Raw genomic sequence first — 17,092 nt, 5'->3', positions numbered from 1 at the left:
ATCGGTCCGAATTCGGTATTGGTGTTCCCTGCGCTGGGTATTCTATAAACATCCTCGACTATAAGACGAGAGGCCACATGAACCCGCGCATGCATCACGCCCGCTTCGCCGTGTTCCTGTGTGGCTGTGCGGCGTTTCTGAATCTTTATGCGACACAGAGCATCCTGCCTGCGTTTGCCGAAAGCTTCCAGGTGAGTGCCCGACAGGCAGGCTGGAGCATCACGGTGACCACGTTGGCCGTGGCGGTGACCGCGCCGTTTGTCGGGCGCCTGACCGGCCGTTTCGAGCAGCGCACGGTGATTGCCGTGGCCGCATTGCTGCTGGCGCTACCGACGCTGCTGACGGCCTATGTGGACAGTTTTGCCGAGCTACTGGTGTGGCGTTTTGTCGAAGGGATGTTGATCCCAGTGGTGTTCGCCACCAGCGTGGCTTATATCGGTGATCGCTGGCGTGCGGCCACGGTCACCGAGATCACCAGCTTGTACGTCGCGGGGACGGTGCTCGGTGGGTTTGCCGGGCGCTTTGTCTCGGGTGTCATGACCCAATATGTGGGCTGGCGCGAAGCCTTCGAACTGTTGGCGGTGATCAGCCTGCTGGTCGGCCTGCTGATTGTGTGGCTGTTGCCGGCCAATCCGGTGGCGCGGCCCGGCGTTGCGGCCGTGGGCATGCACGGGGTGCGCCGGCTCCTGCGCAAACCCTTGCTGGCGGCCTATGGCGTCGGTTTCTGCGTGCTGTTCTCCCAAGTCGCAACCTTTACCTATGCCGGGCTGTATCTCAGCCAGGCCCCGTTCAACCTGGGCGCTGCAGCCTTGGGCACTTTGTATGCGGTGTTCCTGCTGGCGCTGGTGGTCATTCCTGTTGCGGGGCGCTTGAGCAAATCGCGACCACAATCGCAGTTACTGACCGGCGCTGTGGCGCTCGGCATCTGTGGCTCGGCGCTGACATTGTTGCCGTCCCTGTGGCTGATCGTGCTGGGGCTGGCCCTGAGCTCCACCGGCGTATTCCTGGCACAGGCATCCGCCAATGCGTATATCGCCACCACGGCGGGCCCGGACAAGTCCGGCGCCGTGGGGCTGTACCTGACCGGTTATTACCTGGGCGGCAGCGCCGGCGCCGTGGCCCCGGCCATGCTCTGGAATCAATGGGGCTGGCCGGGCTGCGTGGCGTTGGTCGCAGGTTTTCAGCTGTTGTCGCTGGCGATTGCCCTGCTGGGCTGGAAACCGGTAAAGCCCCAGGCTCTGATCGCCGGACAGCGCGGCAAACCAGCCTGATTTTTTCATCCAATAAAGGACTATGAGAGGTGAACATGACTAACACCGTGATCAAGCGCAGCCAGTTGTTGAAGCTCATCGAACCGGTATTGAACGACATGCCGGCCGGTGCCTTGCGTCACGCGCTGTTCGAAGCCTTCTGGGCTCAGGAAGACGCGCTGGTGGATATCGAAGACGCTTTTGCGCGACTTACCTCGCGTCGGCATTCGCCGGCGGTACTGCGCAAGTTCTTCGCCAGTTGGTCCAAGACCAATAATTCGGCAGCCAGTGTGTCCGGCCTGGCCAACCGCATTACCTTGCTGGCGCGCTCCGATGAAGGCTCCGCCGCCGCGGCGCAGTTGTACCGCGCCTGCGGCAGCCTGCAACGCATCACCGATGAAGATCTGGGCGCGTTGGGCAACACCTTGCACGCAGACCTGTTCTACACCATGGCCACCGCGCTGTGCGGTGATGACCAGTGGATATTGAAGGACAATTGCCTGCCCTCGGCACAGGCGTTCAAGGACTGGACCGACACCCGCCGCCTGCGTGATCGCGACCTGCTGCAGGGGTTGCTGACCACGTTGATCCACGAGGTGTACACCCATGGCGAAGTGGAATTCATCCACCCGTTGTACTCGCAGTGGTTCGTGCGGGACATGGGCGTGCCGCCGGAGAAATCCCGTGCGACGGTGGCCTGGGTCACGGTGCACACCGGCGGTACCGAGAGCAACCATTTCGCCCATGCGGTGGCGGCGGTGAATGAGTTCACCACTGCCATGCAGATTGAAGTGGACCCCGCCACGGCACGCGACATTTTCGCCCAATACCTGCAGCGTAAAGCCAGTGTGATGAGCGACTGTGCGCAGTTGCTGGGTTAACCCGGCGTTTTGCCTGAGAGCCTCTGACCCAGATGAACACCCTGAAGCAGACCGCAACGCCATCGTTGTCGCCGCCTGACCCGGTCAGCGTGCGTCGCCGCGCTCTGGTGGCCGGCTGCGGCGCGCATGCCGTGCACGACGGGCTGACCGATGTGATTTATGTGCTGTTGCCGATCTGGCAAGCGCAGTTCGGCCTCAGCTACGCCCAGATCGGCCTGTTGCGCGGTGCCTATGCGGGCATGATGGCCGGTTTTCAGTTACTGGCCAGCCGGGCTGCCGCGCGCTGGGGGCGTGAACGCTTGCTGGTAGGTGGCACGGCGTTGGCGGGCCTGGCCTACCTGCTGGCCGGCCAGGCCGGTGGGCTGGGCGTGTTGTTATTCGCGCTGCTGCTGGGCGGGCTCGGCGCGAGTACGCAGCACCCGCTGGCCTCGTCGTTGATCACCGATACGCACGAGGCCGGCGGGGGCGTCAAACAAGCGCTGTCGCAGTACAACTTCAGCGGCGATATCGGCAAGACCCTGATCCCGGGGCTGATCGGCCTGTTGCTGGCGGTCATCAGTTGGCGCGCCAGTGTCACCCTGCTGGGTGTACTCGGGTTGCTGGCGGCAGGCCTGTTGTGGTGGCTGATCCCGGCACGCACCGAGGCGACGGCGGCGCCGCTGAAAGCCACCCGTACGGGCGACGGCGCCGGCTCCGCGAGCGGCCTGCGTGCGCTGATCGTGACCGGCACGCTGGACAGCGCCGTGCGCATGGGTTTCCTCACCTTCCTGCCGTTTTTGCTCAAGGCCAAGGGCGCCGGGCCTGCGGGCATCGGCCTGGCGCTGACGATGCTGTTCGTCGGGGGCGCCTTCGGCAAATTGTTGTGCGGTTACCTCGGTGCGCGCATCGGCATGATGAAAACGGTATGGGCCACGGAGTTCACCACGGCTGTGCTGATTGTCATGGCGGTGTACTTGCCCTACGCCGGCTTGATGGTGATGTTGCCGCTGCTGGGGCTGGCGCTGAACGGCACGTCGTCGGTGCTGTACGGCGCAGTCCCGGACCTGGCAGGGCCGGGCAGGCGCGACCAGGCGTTCGCCGTGTTCTACACCGGCACCATCGGTGGCGGCGCCTTGGCGCCGGTGCTGTTCGGCAGCCTTGGGGATGCCACCGGTGTGCCCATGGCCGTCCTGTTGCTGGCCGCCACCCTGTTGCTGACCTTGCCGCTGTCCTGGCGGGTTCAGCAAGGGCTGGAGGCCCAAGCCCGGTAGGGCGAACGAACGTTCCAACGTGTTCTGGCAGGTATAACAATGAATAACAGTGAACCGTCTGCCGTGTCATTGCCGTTGTCCCAGCGTGCGCAACGTCTTAGCGCACCCGGCACATCCAGCATGCGCAGTAAAGCCAATGCCTTGAAAGAAGCCGGCGTCAACGTGGTCAACTTTGCCGCGGGCGAATTGTCCTTCGATGCCTGCCCGATCATGAAAGCCGCCGCGGCCGATGCGCTCGCCACTGCCCGCAACCGCTACACGCCGCCCATCGGCCTGCCCCAGCTTCGCCACGCGCTGGCGCAGCAGGTCACTCAGCGCTGCGGGGTGAATTACGCCGCCGATGAAATAGCGGTGACCGCCGGTGCCAAGCAGGCGCTGTATAACGCCGCAATGGTGCTGCTCAATCCGGGGGATGAAGTCATCGTCGCGGTGCCGTACTGGGAAACCTTCCCCACCCAGATCCAACTGGCCGGTGGCGTTCCCGTCTATGTCGACACGGCTGCGGATGACTATCGCCTCACCTGCGCAGCGGTCCAGAAGGCCCTGACCCCGCGCACCCGGATGATTGTGATCAACACCCCGAACAATCCGACGGGCACGGTTTATCAGCGCGAAGAACTGCTGGGTATTGCCCGGCTCGCCTTCGCACACAGGCTTTGGGTGGTGTTCGACGAGTGTTACCGCAAACTGGTGCGCGCGCCCCATGAACATCACAACATCGTGTCGCTGTTTGCGCCGCTCAAACATCAGACGGTACTGGTCGATTCGTTTTCCAAGAGCCACGCGGTCACCGGCTGGCGGGTAGGGTATGCGTGCGCGCCCGCCCCAGTCATCGCCGCCATGCACAACCTGCAAGGGCATACGACGTCCAACCCCAGCAGCCTGTCCCAATATGCCGCGCTCGGCAGCCTGATGGCGGACGCGCCGCACTTTACCCGCCAGGTCAATGCCTTCCTCGACCAGCAATTGCTCGTGGCCTGCACCTGCCTGGGGCATGTCGACGGCATTCGGTGCGCCCCGCCGGAAGGGGCGTTCTATCTGTTTATCGATGTGTCCCGCAAGTTGGGGGGCCGCTACCTGGGCACCGTTATTCGTGACGTCGACCACTTGGCCGATCTGTTATTGACCGAGGCCCATATCGCGGTAGTGCCCGGCTCTGGCTGTGGCGACGAAAACAGCATCCGCATCTCCTACGCCGTTGAGCGTGAAGCGCTGATTGAGGGCCTCACACGCTTTAGTCGTTTCATGTCAGAAATCGTTGCGCATTAACCCCACCTTAAAAGGATATGAGCCGTGGAAAATCTGAACCGCCAATTGATCGGGTACGTGAACCAGGCGCTGGTGGATGTCGAGGACGGACATCTGGTCCAGGCCCTGCTCAGCGGTTTCAACAGTCAAACCGCCGCGCTGGACACGTACTGCGAGACCTATGTCGACATGACCTCCAGTAATTGGAGCGAGTCGTCACTGTGTACGTTCTTCTGTGGCTGGCGTAGCCCGGACGGCGCCGCCCATGCCGTCTCGAGCGTCATCGTGCGCATCCTCCAGGAGTCGGCATCGTTGACGGATGACGCCCGGTTGAAAATGCTCGAAGCGGCGGCCCATTGTGGGGAGATCATTGTCGAGGACATCGGGCTGGGTGAAATGCATGGGCATCCGCACCATTCCAAGCTGTATTACCGCATGGCTTCGGCCATCTGCGGCTCCGATGATTGGCGCCTGCAAGACAAATTCCTCAACCCGATTACCAAAGAGTTCTCCGGTTGGGTGGGGGAAAAACGCCCATTGGCGCCGCAACTCATCGAAGCGCTGGAAATGATGGCCATGACGGAGTTGTTCAATACCGGCGAATACAACCTGATGACCCCGCTATGGAAGCAGTGGTTGCGCGATGTACGGGGCTATAGCGCCGGTGAGGCCAGCCGCGTCGCAAGTTTTCTCAGCGTGCATTGCGGCAGCGTGGAAGCACGCCACTTCAAGCATGCCGCTGAGGCGTTGCGGCTGTATGCCAGCGCCACCGGGCAGGCCGTGGATTACGCGCGTATCGCGCGGCTCTCCAGGGAGTACGTGGCCAGGGCCTGCGAACATCTGCAAAAGATGGCGTCGGTGCTCAAGTGCGAACAGCCCGCCTGGGATTGAGGCTGTCCGCTAACCCTTGTTGTGCCGCTGATAAGGAGCCTGAACCCTATGATGGATACCGAAGCGCGCCGACGCCCTCTGTCGGCGCTATTGGATAGCAACCGTTGCCTGCGTGTACTCGAAGCCCATAGCCCGATATCGGCGTTGCTCGCGCAGCGCGCCAGGCTGGAAATCAGCCCAGGGCATACGGTGGGGTACGACGCCATCTGGTCGAGTTCGCTGACCGACTCGACCCAGCGCGGGTTACCCGACATCGAAATTCTTTCGCCCAGTAACCGATTGCCGGGGATTCGCGAAATCTTCGATGTGTGCTCGCTGCCGCTGATATTCGATGCCGATACCGGCGGTAAGGCCGAACATTTCGCGATTCATATCAAGATGCTGGAGCGCGCAGGCGTCTCGGCGGTGGTGATCGAAGACAAATGCGGCCTGAAGAAGAATTCACTCTTGGGCATCGAGGTCGATCAGGCGCAGGAGTCCATCGAGGCCTTTTGCGCCAAGCTCCAGGCCGGGTGCACGAGTCGCACCGGCTCAGGGCTGATGATGATTGCCCGGTGTGAAAGCTTGATTCTGAATCGCGCCATGGAAGAGGCGATGGCGCGGTGCCTGGCGTATGTGGAGGCGGGGGCGGATGGCATCATGATCCACAGCCGCAAGCAGGATGGCCTGGAAATTCTGGAATTCGCCCGGCAGTTTCGCCTGCAGCGGCCCAGGGTACCGCTGATTTGTGTGCCGACCAGCTATGTTCACCTGAAGTTCGAGGTGCTGGAGCGAGCAGGTTTCAACGCGGTGATTTATGCCAATCACATGTTGCGCAGTGCCTACCTGGCCATGCGCGATACTGCCGTCGGCATACTCGCCAATGGCAGGACGCTGGAACTGGAGCCACGTTGCCTGGGCATCGACGAGATACTCGACCTGGTGCCCGGTACGCGCTAGAGACATGCGCGGGTCTGTGGGCAAATGCTGTGGGAGCGGGCTTGCTCACGAAGGCGGTGTGTCAGCCACTGAATCTTGAGCTGAACCACCGCTTTCGCAGGCAAGCCAGCTCCCACATGACCGGTGTACTCGATCTAATGTGGGAGCTGGCTTGCCTGCGATAACGGCCTCCTTGTTGGTGCAAAACTCAGAGTGAAATCCCCATTTAAGGGCAGTAAGCGGGAGTTATTTATACTTATTGCACCATTTAATTTCACAAAGGCGACATTTTGCCCTGTCGCGGTGCGAAACGAATTGATAAAGTCCGGCTCAATCTCCGTTTAACAACAATCAATTTGCCGAGACTGTTCATGACCGAATCCGTCGATTCCTTCCTTGCCCGCCTCAAGAAACGCGACCCGGACCAACCGGAATTCCACCAGGCTGTAGAAGAAGTCCTGCGCAGCCTGTGGCCCTTTCTTGAAGCCAACCCGCACTATCTGAACTCGGGCATCCTGGAGCGCATCTGCGAGCCAGAGCGCGCGATCACGTTCCGGGTGTCGTGGGTGGATGACCACGGCAAGGTCCAGGTCAATCGCGGTTTCCGTATCCAGATGAACAGCGCCATTGGGCCCTACAAAGGTGGCTTGCGCTTCCACCCTTCGGTCAACCTGGGTGTGCTGAAATTCCTCGCCTTCGAACAGACCTTCAAGAACTCCCTGACCTCGCTGCCCATGGGCGGCGGCAAAGGCGGCTCGGACTTCGACCCCAAGGGCAAGAGCGACGCCGAAGTGATGCGCTTCTGCCAGGCGTTCATGAGCGAGCTGTACCGCCACATCGGTGCGGACGTGGACGTACCGGCCGGCGATATCGGCGTGGGCGCACGGGAAATCGGCTTCCTGTTCGGCCAGTACAAACGCCTGAGCAATCAATTCACCTCAGTGCTGACCGGCAAGGGCATGACCTATGGCGGTAGCCTGATCCGCCCGGAAGCCACCGGTTTCGGCTGTGTGTATTTCGCCGAGGAAATGCTCAAGCGCCAAGGCCAGCGCGTCGAAGGCAAGCGTGTGGCCGTGTCCGGCTCCGGTAACGTGGCGCAGTACGCGGCGCGCAAGGTCATGGACCTGGGCGGCAAGGTGATTTCCCTGTCGGACTCCGAAGGCACCCTGTACGCCGAAAGCGGGTTGACCGAAGAACAATGGTCGGCCCTGCTGGAGCTGAAAAACGTACAGCGCGGGCGTATCAGTGAGCTGGCCACACGTTTCGGCCTGGAGTTCCGCAAAGGCCAGGCGCCGTGGGAACTGGCCTGCGATATCGCGCTGCCTTGCGCTACCCAGAACGAACTTGATGCCGAAGCAGCGCGCACCTTGCTGCGCAACGGCTGCCTCTGCGTGGCCGAAGGCGCGAACATGCCGACCACGTTGGAGGCTGTGGATATCTTTATCGACGCGGGCATCCTGTTTGCGCCGGGCAAGGCGTCCAACGCAGGGGGCGTGGCGGTGAGCGGCCTGGAAATGTCGCAGAACGCCATGCGCCTGCTTTGGACCGCCGGGGAGGTGGACAGCAAGCTGCACAACATCATGCAGTCGATCCACCATGCCTGTGTGCATTACGGTGAAGAAAACGGCCGTATCAACTACGTCAAGGGCGCGAACATCGCGGGCTTCGTGAAAGTGGCTGACGCGATGCTGGCCCAAGGCATCGTTTAAATCTCGGGTTCGACGCGTAACACTTCGATCAACTGATCGCCGACGGGGCGCTGCCACAGCACCTCGTCGCCCACCTGGGCGCCCAACAAAGCACGGCCCAGGGGCGAGCCCCAGTTGATCAAGCCTGCGTTGGCATCGGCCTGGTCTTCACCGACCAACTGGATGCGCTGCTGTTCGTCCTGCTCGTTGGCGAACGTGACCCAACTGCCGATCTGCACCTTGTCGGTGGACGTGGCCGGCGCGACTACCTGGGCGCTCTGCACTCGTTGGTTGAAGTAGCGCAGGTCCCGCTCAAGATCCGCCTGGCGCTGTTTATCGGCCTGCTCACCCTTGGCGGCTTCGTCGCTGTGCTCCCCTTGCAACTGCGCCACCTTGGCCTGCAATTGCGCCAACCCTTGCGCGGTCAGGCGGTTAGGTTGCGCGCTGACCTGACGCTCCACCGGCTGATCAGCCTGGGCCGCCGCGTTATCTTCATTTACAAAAGCTCGGCTCATGGCGTTCTCCTTCCTATGGAAGTTGGGCCACGTTCGCGGGCTGATCGTTCCCACGCTCCGCGTGGGAATGCATCCTGTGACGCTCCGCGTCACGACCTCGCGAGCGGACGCGTAGCGTCCAGGGCGGCATTCCCACGCGGAGCGTGGGAACGATCAGCGTGAGCGATAGGCTTTGGCGGCGTCACGATCTTTTTCCTGCTGCCAATCGTGTTCGCGGTCGTCCCTGCGGTTTTCCTCGTAATCGCGCAGTTCCTGGCTCTCGCGCATGGCCTTGCACTGACGAAACCCATCTTCCCAGCCTTCGGCGTATGGCCGGTCTTTGAGGTAGCGTGGCACATTCTTGCGAAACGCCCCGGTAATCACCCCAGCGGCCTGGCGACCGCTGCTGCAACCGTCATCAAAACCATCGGCGAAGGCGGGTGGATAACCTTTGGCCAGCAATTCCTGATGGGTTGACTGGCAACCCGACAACCCCACCACCGCGCACAGCATGACCGCATACCGCCACATGGCGTACTCCCTGGCCGTTTTACGGCTGATAAGGGAAGTCTAGAAGGGGATTTGTTGGGGCGGTGTGAAAGGCAGGTCAGAAAGTTGTGGGCCGAGTATAAAACCTGTGGGAGCTGGCTTGCCTGCGATGGCGGTGCGTCAGTCACTTAAACCTTGGCTGATATACCGTATATCGCGAGCAAGCCCGCACTCATTAATCAGTAGTGGTACCACTTCAGCTCAAGCATCACTTCATTCACTGGCGTGGACAGGTGGCTGTACTCACGCTGGGCACTCAGGCGCAGGCCCAGGTTGCGCGACAGTTCCCACTGCTGGTTGAGGCTGATGCTGCGCCGCACTTCGCCGTTGGTGAAGAAATCCCCCTTGGCTTCCAGGCTCAGGTTGCCCAACGGGTTTTTCCACAGCACGCCGGTGTTGAACCCGGCGGCCGGGGAGATGGCTTCGCTGAAGTCGTTGTTGTGCTCCACGCGCACGGTGCCGAGGGCGAAGCCGAGCATGTCGTCGGAGAGTTGCCAGGTGCCGCCCGCGCCGCCGTTGACGTGGGCGACCAGGGTTTCGTCGTCGTGTTTGCCCGGCACCCGCTCCAGGCCGCCGGTGACTTGCCACGACCAAGGTTGCAGCAGCGCATTGCGTGGCGTCAGCGAGCGAATGGTGGCCAGGTCCAGTTGCTGGAGCTGCCAGTGATTGCCCTCGTACTGGCGCAATTTCATTTGCAGGATTTCGATCTGCGCGCCCAGGGGGAAGCCTTCGGCGTTGTCGTTGAGGTCGTGGTAGGCCATGCGCAGGCCGTATTCGCCGAAGGCTTTGTCGCCACGGGTGCCGATGCCGGCTTGCCAGGTGCGCGACTCGTGGCCGTTTTCCGGCAGGCCAGGCGGGGTGATCTTCAGGTCTGGCGCCGGGTTCTGGTTGATCGCGCGCAGCAGTTCGAAGCTGCGCTGGGAGCGTGTCGCGTCGCGCTCCAGGCCGTTGGCGCGGTAGCGGCCCAGGCGGTAAGCAGCATCCACGATCAGTGCCTGGCGCTCGCGGGGCAGTGCTTTGAATGCCGGTTCCTGCAGTTGCTTTTGGTCGTCGCTGATTTTCAGCACCCACTGTTGCTCATCGCTATCGAGTGGCTTGGCGCGTTCCAGCAGTTCACGTTCACGGGAGGGGCGATAGTCGATCTTTTCCACCAGCCCTGCGTCTTTTACCGCTTTGACCGTGTCGGTAGGGATCGCGGTGAGTGGGAATTGCTCAGTCAAACGCAGGCCAGGGCGGGCCACTTGCAGCAGTTCGAGCAGGCGGTAGGAGCAGTTTTCGTCGAAGAAGAAGTAATCGAACTGGATCTGCTTGAGCTCCCACACGTGCTCGACCATACGCTTGGTCTCGACCTCGGTGAGATTCAAGCGGTATTCCCACAAATCGCGGTTTTCGAGGCTGCGGTATTCGGAGAGTTTCTCCTGATAGGGCACCAGGGCGAACAGGCCCGGATAACCGCCCATCAGGCCCTTCCAGGCATAGAGGATGCTGTTGTCGGAGCCTTCGATATAGGCGCCGAAGTTGATCGCATAGCTGAGCAGGGCGGTGTTGTTGCTTTGCACGTCAGCCTGGTCGATGCGCAGCAGGGTGTGGCCGAACATCGACGACGGGCTGTTGAGGTAGGCTGCCGGGAAGATCATCACCGCACTATGGGGCGCGACATCCTTGAACCACTGGGTGAACTCTTTGCACTCCAGGGCGGGCAGGTCGTTCAGTTGCAACTGGGCCTTGAGCCAGCGGGTGCGTGCGGGGTAGACGCATTGGGCGTGCTTTTCACCCAGGCTGGCCGGTGCATACAGCGCATCAACGGTGGCCTTGAGTTCGGCGTCCGGATGGTGCGCGCCATCGGGAGCGATGAAGAATTTCTTGTCGCTGACATAGCTGCGCCAGCCACTGATCTTGCCGGCTTCGTAGTGCCCCAGCGACAGCCAGAACGGATCATTGGCCAGTTGCTGCAAACGTTGATCGTCGAGGTGCGGTGCCGCATGCAGCGGGGCGCAGGCGAAGAGAGCCAGGCAAGCGAGGCGTTTGAGCATGGAGGCTACTTAAGTCGGACGGAAAAAAAGACCCAAGGTGGGCGGGTCGAAAAAATAAAACCCGCGCCTCGAAAGGCGCGGGCAGGTCGAGCTTAAGCCTGGGTTGCGTATTTCGCCAGACGGGCATCGCTTTTCAGTACAGCAATGGTGTTGTTGTGCACGTCGTCAGCGGTCACGTCAGCCTTGCTGAAGATCTGCTGGAAGTGCTCGTGGGTCACGGCCGCGAAGTGATCGCGATCTTCCGGCGCAACACCCAGTACCACCGCGTAGGTGGTCAGCGCTTCGCCGTTGCCTTTGGCCATGTCTTCGGACAGCTCGTTCATCATGCCATTCATGGCAATCCAGGACTTGCCGCCGTAGGTCAGGGCGCTGTTGGTGCTGCAACCGTTGGTGCCCGAGGTCATGCCGAAGGTGGCGTTACCCGAAGTACCGTTGGTGGTGGAGGCGAGGAAGTGGGCCGGAGTACCGCGCTGGCCTTCGAACAACATGTTGCCCCAACCGCAGTTCGGGCCACCTGGTGCTTCTGCCATTGCATTGAGGGAGACGACGGTGAAGAGAGTACCAAGAAGGATCCGTTTCATAGCTTTGTTCTCTTTGTGTGCAAACCAATGGACAAGGGTTCAGGTGCTCAACGCACCCTAGGGGCCAGTTATTAGTCCAACCCGCGCAGTTTGGAGTTTAGGCACGTTCCCAGGGTTCCGTGTTTTTTTATAAACATTCAGTGGCGGGTGATTTTTTTGCAGGACGCGTGCGGTGGCTATGCTTTCCCGAAAGCGCGCCTTGCCAGAGCGCTCAACCGGGAGCCAGAATGCCCCATCTGCCCCGCCTGATGTAAGGAAGCCCGATGCCTGATCCTGTTGCTGCCAGCTTGCGTCTAGCGCCCGAAGCGCTGACTCGCCCTTTCTCCGCTGAACAGTTCAGCTTCTCGACCACCAATGATTTGGAGCCCTTTCGCGGTGTGCTTGGCCAGGAACGTGCGGTTGAAGCCTTGCAGTTCGGCGTGGCCATGCCACGCCCCGGTTACAACGTGTTTGTCATGGGCGAGCCGGGCACCGGCCGCTTTTCGTTCGTCAAACGCTACCTGAAAGCCGAAGGCAAGCGCCTGCAAACCCCGGCGGACTGGGTTTATGTGAATAATTTCGATGAGCCCCGCGAGCCTCGTGCCCTGGAATTGCCGGGTGGCGCCGCCGCGGCGTTTATCGCCGATATCAACGGCCTGGTCGACAACCTGGTCGCCACCTTCCCGGCGGTGTTCGAGCACCCGACTTATCAACAGCGTAAAAGCGCCATCGACCGGGCGTTCAACCAGCGCTACGACAAAGCGCTGGACGTGATCGAGCGCCTGGCCCTGGAAAAAGACGTGGCGCTGTACCGCGACAGCTCCAACATCGCCTTCACGCCGATGCTCGACGGCAAGGCGCTGGATGAAGCCGAGTTTTCGCAACTGCCGGAAGCCGATCGCGAGCGCTTCCACACCGATATCTCCGAGCTGGAAGAACGCCTCAACGAAGAGCTGGCCAGCCTGCCGCAGTGGAAGCGTGAGTCCAACAACCAGCTGCGCCAGTTCAACGAAGAAACCATCACCCTGGCCCTGCAGCCTTTGCTGGCGCCGTTGTCGGAAAAATACGCAGAAAACGCCGGCGTCTGTGGCTACCTGCAGGCCATGCAGGTGTACCTGCTCAAAACCGTGGTCGAGCAATTGGTGGACGACGCCAAGACCGACGCCCAGGCGCGCAAGCTGCTCGAAGAGCAGTACTGCCCGAGCCTGGTGGTGGGCCACTCGGTCAACGGCGGCGCGCCGGTGGTGTTTGAACCGCACCCGACCTACGACAACCTGTTCGGCCGTATCGAATACAGCACCGACCAGGGCGCGCTCTACACCACCTATCGCCAGTTGCGTCCAGGTGCGTTGCACCGCGCCAACGGCGGTTTCCTGATCCTGGAAGCCGAAAAAATGCTCAGCGAGCCGTTTGTGTGGGATGCGCTCAAGCGCTCCCTGCAATCGCGCAAACTGAAGATGGAATCGCCCCTGGGCGAACTCGGCCGCCTGGCCACCGTGACCCTCAACCCGCAGATGATTCCCTTGCAGGTCAAGGTGATCATCATCGGCTCGCGCCAGTTGTATTACGCCTTGCAGGACGCCGACCCGGACTTCCAGGAGATGTTCCGCGTACTGGTGGACTTCGACGAAGACATCCCCATGGTCGACGAGAGCCTGGAGCAGTTCGCCCAGTTGCTCAAAACCCGTACTTCGGAAGAGGGTATGGCGCCGCTGACCTCGGATGCGGTCGCGCGCCTGGCGACTTACAGCGCACGCCTGGCCGAACATCAGGGCCGTTTGTCGGCGCGTATTGGCGACCTGTTCCAGTTGGTCAGCGAGGCGGACTTTATTCGCCACCTGGCCGGTGACGAGATGACCGATGCCGGGCATATCGAGCGCGCCCTCAAGGCCAAGGCCACGCGCACCGGCCGCGTGTCGGCGCGGATTCTCGACGACATGCTCGCCGGCGTCATCCTGATCGACACTGCCGGCGCCGCTGTGGGCAAGTGCAACGGCTTGACGGTGCTGGAGGTCGGCGACTCGGCATTCGGCGTGCCGGCGCGGATTTCCGCCACGGTGTACCCAGGTGGTAGCGGTATTGTCGACATCGAGCGCGAAGTTAACCTCGGCCAGCCGATTCACTCCAAGGGCGTGATGATCCTCACCGGTTACCTGGGCAGCCGCTATGCCCAGGAATTCCCGTTGGCCATCTCCGCCAGTATTGCCCTGGAGCAGTCCTACGGGTATGTGGACGGCGACAGTGCGTCCCTGGGCGAGGCGTGCACCTTGATCTCGGCTCTGTCGAAGACGCCGCTCAAGCAATGTTTTGCCATCACCGGCTCGATCAACCAGTTTGGTGAAGTGCAGGCGGTGGGCGGGGTCAACGAGAAGATCGAAGGCTTCTTCCGCCTCTGCGAAGCCCGTGGGTTGACTGGTGAGCAGGGTGCGATCATCCCTCAGGCCAACGTCGCCACGCTGATGCTCGACGAGAAGGTGTTGCAGGCCGTGCGTGCCGGGCAATTCCATATCTATGCGGTGCGCCAGGCGGATGAGGCCTTGAGCCTGCTGGTGGGCGAGGATGCCGGTGAGCCGGACGCCGAGGGGCAGTTCCCGGAAGGCACCGTGAATGCGCGGGTGGTGGAGCGCTTGCGGGCAATTGCCGAGATGATCAGTGAGGAGGATTTGAAGGAGGCGGAAAAGGAGCTGGCGCAGCAGGCGTTGGCCGAAGCCAAGCCGACCTGATTGCTTTCATCACTTGGTTAAGGTGGGAGCAGGCTTGCCTGCGATAGCGGTGTATCAGTCAGCTGGGAGGTTGGCTGTGAGTCTGTCATCGCAGGCAAGCCAGCTCCCACAGTGGTCTGTGGTGTTTTGGGGCGCGTTTAGCGTGCCACAAAATTGACTCCATTCTCGGGGACCAACGCCCGTTGGTCCCTACAACCTTGGTTTGTGGTGTTTTTCTTCTATTCTCAGAGTCAGGGATATCCACAGGAGTCGCAGGATAGAAACAGCCTTGCCTTGCGCTGGGGCTGAACACCGATCTACCGAGGGGCGCCGCCATGTCGCGCAACCTTTGCCTTACCCGCCAGTGCCTGGGCCTGGTCACCCGTATCGAATGCTCCATTCGCCCTCTCGCCGGGGATAACGGGATGTGGACGCTGTTGTTTGCCGCCGGCATGTCGGGCGAGCAGCCTTCCACCGTCAAATCCCAGGGCCCGTTCCATGGGCCCTTCGTGGCAGAACGCATGCTGGGCACCATCGTTGATAGCCTGACCTTGCACGGTTACGAGCAAATGGACGAGCCGCAGATCTGGTGCCTGCACCTGCAGGCTCATCTGCGCCAACTCAATGGCGGCCAGGAGCGGCTGGCCCTCTGAGGATCGTTCCCACGCTCCGCGTGGTAACGCCGCCCCGGACGCTCCGCGTCCACCCAGGGCTATTTGCTCTCAGGCTTGTCCAGCTTGACCTCAAAGCCGTACTGCACGGTGCTGAGGTCGGTGCGCTGGTAACTTTCCAGCGTGGTCGGCTGGCCGTAGAAGTAATGCACGTCAAACATCGCCGTGCCATATTCCTCGGCGCGGTGGCTGACACCGAGGATCTCCTTGAGGTAATTGCCGCTGGCATCCTTGGCGTAGAAGCGCCAGCTGTCGGCGGGGAAGTCCTTCTGGTCGACGATCAGCGCGTTGTCCTTGAGCGACAGGCCCTTGGGCAGCTTGGCGGCGTCAATCGTGGCTTTCTCGATGGTGGCCAAAAACAACGGTACCGAGCCCACCACAAACGCCGGGGTTTCCGGGAACAGGTTGAGGTCGTACGTGAGCGTGCCGCTGACGGCATTCAGCTCGAACGCCTCGGTCGGCAGCTCGATAGGCTCGCCGCGCTCGCCCTTGTCGTCGGCGGTGAAGAAGGTGATAGGCGCGTCACTGTTGTTGCGCTCGGCACCGACCAGGTCGTCATTGAAGGTGAACGGGTGGTCGAACACGATTTTTGCGGCACTGGCGTCTTCGGTCGATTGGCTGATGGTGACGCTGTTTTTCAGTTGGTCCTCCGTCATCGAGGCATCCTTGAGCCAACTGGCGGCGCCGTCGTCATACACCGTGACCGGCATTGGCAGGGGCTGTACGGTCTTTTGCAGGCTGTTCCTGTCAAAGCGCATCACCGGCAGGTCCAGGTCTTTACGGGTGAGCGTGGCCTTGGAGAAATCCAGCACATTCACCTGCAGGTTATCGATCAGCCCGTTGAAATACACCTTGGCGTAATGGCTGGTCTGCTGGCGCTCGAAGGCTTTTTGCGCGTCGGTGAGCTGTTTATCGAAGGCATCGGACCACGCGGTCTGTTTTTGCATCTCGGCCAGTTGTTTTTCATAGAACGCCACTTGCGCGGCACTCTCGTTGATCGAGCCTGAGCGGGTCAGAAATTGCCCGGTGGTGTCCCGTGCCTGCACCAGCAGCGGATTGGGTGACGCATCGCCCACTTCGGCGGCCAGGGGCTGGCTGTTGGTCAGTTCAATCTCGGCGTAGTTCTTTTCCAGCGTCAGCAGGTTGAGGGTGATATTGCCGTCGGTGCGTTTATGGCCCACGTCTTGTTTGGTCAGGTCGAACGTCAGCACCTTGCCCGGGGTGATCACTTCCACCGCGCCCTTGAGGCTGATGGGTTGTGGCTGGCTCTTGTTTTCCGTCTCGATCCCTTCAATAAACGGGTAGGTCACCGTCAGGTCGTCGGGGTTGGTCAGGTTGGAACTGCTGGGGCTCAGTTGGATGCCGGGGTCGGTTTCTGACCATTCCGGCTGGAAGGGAATGACTTTATTGTTGCTCAGGGTGACCGACTGCCATTCCAGGCCATGGGGGAAGGGGAACTGGTCAGGGGCGTTGAAGTTGAACGGGAAGACCGGCTGCAAATCCGTCAGGTAGTCGGAGTGCGAGGTTTTGCGCAGGACGAACAGGCCATTGATGTAGGTGTCCACCAGCGCTTGGGGCGTAGGGTAATGCTTGAGCAGGGCCAGGCTATCTTCGCCGTACTCGGCTTCGATGGGCTTGCTGGCGAGCTTGACGCGCGCACGCTCCAGCAACAGCAGCGAGCCGCCCAGGTCCGCAATGGCATCGCGCAGCTTGGGATCCTGGATGCTGTCCAGGGACTGTTCGAACTTCGTGGTTTTCTCTTCGAGGGTCGCCTGCTTCTGCTCTTCTTTGGGGGAGCAGCCGCTGGCCATCAGCAACGCCGCGCACAGGCCGAAAGTGGCCAAAGGGGATCGCACATCCATCATCTGAGTTTTCCTGTCCGACATCATCGAGCCGAGTGAATGGCCTCGACACTAGCAGAAAAATTCTCTTACAGATGCCACTTGGGTCAGTTTTC

The 17,092-nt window shown here is 61.3% G+C and carries 14 protein-coding genes; 9 read left to right on the top strand and 5 right to left on the bottom strand.

Translation table 11 applies throughout. The features are described 5' to 3' along the window. Window positions 1-77: 77 nt before the first annotated feature. From AB4P90_RS24920 to gdhA, 7 genes are all read left to right on the top strand, one after another. Window positions 78-1,271 carry an MFS transporter gene (locus AB4P90_RS24920; protein ID WP_019818017.1) on the top strand — a complete coding sequence of 398 codons (1,194 nt, stop codon included), beginning with the start codon at window positions 78-80 and terminating at the stop codon, window positions 1,269-1,271. Between the two features lie 35 nt (window positions 1,272-1,306). Then, window positions 1,307-2,131 (top strand): hypothetical protein, encoded by an 825-nt coding sequence (locus AB4P90_RS24915; protein ID WP_019818016.1) that lies wholly within the window; start codon window positions 1,307-1,309, stop codon window positions 2,129-2,131. 32 nt (window positions 2,132-2,163) lie between these two features. Further along, window positions 2,164-3,381, top strand: coding sequence for an MFS transporter (locus AB4P90_RS24910; protein WP_395605449.1), 1,218 nt, complete (start codon window positions 2,164-2,166; stop codon window positions 3,379-3,381). A gap of 39 nt (window positions 3,382-3,420) precedes the next feature. Further along, window positions 3,421-4,650: a pyridoxal phosphate-dependent aminotransferase gene (locus AB4P90_RS24905; protein WP_395605448.1), complete on the top strand. Its 1,230-nt coding sequence runs from the start codon at window positions 3,421-3,423 to the stop codon at window positions 4,648-4,650. Between the two features lie 24 nt (window positions 4,651-4,674). After that, a complete protein-coding gene (locus AB4P90_RS24900) occupies window positions 4,675-5,520 on the top strand; it encodes a hypothetical protein (protein WP_395605447.1) in 846 nt (281 codons plus the stop codon). A 48-nt stretch (window positions 5,521-5,568) separates the two neighbouring features. Next, entirely contained in the window at window positions 5,569-6,459 is an 891-nt protein-coding gene (aepX, locus tag AB4P90_RS24895) for a phosphoenolpyruvate mutase (RefSeq protein WP_395605446.1), read from the top strand. A 350-nt stretch (window positions 6,460-6,809) separates the two neighbouring features. Next, window positions 6,810-8,147 (top strand): NADP-specific glutamate dehydrogenase, encoded by a 1,338-nt coding sequence (gene gdhA / locus AB4P90_RS24890; protein ID WP_323555542.1) that lies wholly within the window; start codon window positions 6,810-6,812, stop codon window positions 8,145-8,147. On the opposite strand, the gene AB4P90_RS24885 is transcribed toward gdhA, so the two are convergent. The 4 genes from AB4P90_RS24885 to AB4P90_RS24870 form a co-directional block, all read right to left on the bottom strand. Further along, entirely contained in the window at window positions 8,144-8,641 is a 498-nt protein-coding gene (locus tag AB4P90_RS24885) for a GreA/GreB family elongation factor (RefSeq protein ID WP_014720002.1), read from the bottom strand. The two genes, gdhA and AB4P90_RS24885, sit on opposite strands and share 4 nt — an antisense overlap. Before the next feature lie 153 nt (window positions 8,642-8,794). Continuing rightward, on the bottom strand, window positions 8,795-9,151 hold the full coding sequence (locus AB4P90_RS24880) for a hypothetical protein (RefSeq protein WP_047711822.1): 357 nt from the start codon (window positions 9,149-9,151) through the stop codon (window positions 8,795-8,797). Window positions 9,152-9,348: 197 nt separating this feature from the next. Continuing rightward, entirely contained in the window at window positions 9,349-11,202 is a 1,854-nt protein-coding gene (locus tag AB4P90_RS24875; RefSeq protein ID WP_019818006.1) for a DUF4105 domain-containing protein, read from the bottom strand. Window positions 11,203-11,294: 92 nt separating this feature from the next. Beyond that, window positions 11,295-11,783: a DUF3015 domain-containing protein gene (locus AB4P90_RS24870; RefSeq protein WP_003194274.1), complete on the bottom strand. Its 489-nt coding sequence runs from the start codon at window positions 11,781-11,783 to the stop codon at window positions 11,295-11,297. 263 nt (window positions 11,784-12,046) lie between these two features. Here AB4P90_RS24870 and AB4P90_RS24865 point away from each other — a divergent pair, with 263 nt between their 5' ends. Further along, a complete protein-coding gene (locus AB4P90_RS24865) occupies window positions 12,047-14,485 on the top strand; it encodes a Lon protease family protein (protein ID WP_014719999.1) in 2,439 nt (812 codons plus the stop codon). 314 nt (window positions 14,486-14,799) lie between these two features. Further along, complete coding sequence (locus AB4P90_RS24860) at window positions 14,800-15,117, top strand: hypothetical protein (protein WP_003194269.1); 318 nt, start codon at window positions 14,800-14,802, stop codon at window positions 15,115-15,117. A gap of 59 nt (window positions 15,118-15,176) precedes the next feature. Here the strand turns inward: AB4P90_RS24860 and AB4P90_RS24855 are convergent, their stop codons facing one another. Continuing rightward, window positions 15,177-17,000 carry a hypothetical protein gene (locus tag AB4P90_RS24855; RefSeq protein WP_395605445.1) on the bottom strand — a complete coding sequence of 608 codons (1,824 nt, stop codon included), beginning with the start codon at window positions 16,998-17,000 and terminating at the stop codon, window positions 15,177-15,179. Window positions 17,001-17,092 lie beyond the last annotated feature (92 nt).

It is taken from the genome of Pseudomonas sp. B16120 (genome assembly GCF_044218845.1).
Classification (GTDB): Bacteria; Pseudomonadota; Gammaproteobacteria; order Pseudomonadales; family Pseudomonadaceae; genus Aquipseudomonas; species Aquipseudomonas paracarnis.
Note: the sequence above shows the minus strand (reverse complement) of the source record. Positions and strands in the feature narration are given on the sequence as shown.